Source organism: Acinetobacter sp. ATCC 27244, assembly GCF_000156555.1.
GTDB lineage: Bacteria > Pseudomonadota > Gammaproteobacteria > Pseudomonadales > Moraxellaceae > Acinetobacter > Acinetobacter haemolyticus.
The window spans coordinates 112,762-114,120 of sequence record NZ_GG665958.1 but is presented as its reverse complement, the minus strand read 5'-3'; the positions used below and the strand labels follow the sequence as shown (position 1 = coordinate 114,120).

The following is a 1,359-nucleotide window of genomic DNA, read 5'->3' as shown; positions in this document are numbered from 1 at the left end:
ATTTTAGCAGCTATAAAACCCGATCTGGACTTAGCCTAATAAGCTGGATGGTTATTCTGAGGACTGAGCTCTGTACTCTACAGGGCTCAGTTCTTTTAATTTAACCTTGATTTTGTCCAAGATCATAAGATTTTATTTGATCTGCTCTAAACCTTGATCATCGATAATATGTTTCGCTTGTGGTGATTTCACAAATTGAATTAACTCCTTAGCCAATACTTCATTTTTAGAGTTTTTCCCGATACCTGCAGAAAATATGGTCACTTTTTGATAGGGGGCAGGAATAGGTCCTACTAATTCAACCTGTCCATATTTACCTGTAAATGGTTTGATTTCACTGATTTGTTGGAAACCAATGTCAAATTGTCCTTCTGCAATGCGTTTAGCAACTCGATCACCGACAACCTTTTCGGCTTTAGCACGAATTACCTTATATTCTACGGGCTGAAAACTTGGGAAAACATCCTTTTCAAGGTGTGTACCACTCGCACTTGCAGAATATCCAATTTGTCGTGCATCTAATAATGCTTTTTTAAAATTTTCAGCAGAACTGATATCTGGTTTTTTGGCACCTTTAGGTATCGCCATGCCAATGCTAGAGTTGACTAAATCTACATGCGTATTTGAGTTGAGATAACCTTTGTCTATTAGTTTGTTTAGTTCAGGTGAGGCTAGAATGACGACATCGAATTGTTCACCACGCTCCAGCCGATTTGGGATAGATGTACTTGAGGCTCCCATAGATGAACCTGAGGATAGCTCAATGTTATGACCTGTTTTTTCCTCAAAAAGAGGGATGAGTTTTTCCATAGAAGAATAAAACCCACCAGAACTAATTACTTTGAGTGTATCTGCATAAACTTTAATCGGACTGAAGCTAAAACTTACTAAGCAAACAATTGTTAAGAATGGAGATTTTTTCATGTTAGATCGCTTAAATTGAGTACAGTATGGAAAATGACTACAGAGCACCATATTGTTGATGAATAAAGAATTTCTTGTTTCAGATGCTATTTTCTGGGCGATGTTATGACATAGCGCTGTTGTTATGGAATAGCACAAGAAAAATAGGTGTGAGATCTGACACAGGTTGGAAATTAGCTTGGGTGTTTATATATTGGCATTTAGAAACCTCCTTGTTCTATATTCTTATGTTTTATCTGATCTGATTCTTAGTTAATTAGTTTCAACTTAGCTGAGATCAAAGATAATCTTTTGAGTAAAAGAGAGATGTTTTATGCTTAGGATGAACATGCCATCAATATTTCAATAATTAGAAATAGCTCTTTGACTCAATAAAGAATGTAAACCCAAATAAAAGCGAGGAGTGATAGGCTAAATCTAATGAGGTATTTAAAT

At 35.8% G+C, this 1,359-nt stretch carries 1 protein-coding gene; it reads right to left on the bottom strand.

Going from position 1 to position 1,359, the window contains the following annotated elements:
- Positions 1-132: 132 nt before the first annotated feature.
- Positions 133-924, bottom strand: coding sequence for a substrate-binding domain-containing protein (locus HMPREF0023_RS10195; RefSeq protein ID WP_008942027.1), 792 nt, complete (start codon positions 922-924; stop codon positions 133-135).
- Positions 925-1,359: the final 435 nt, after the last annotated feature.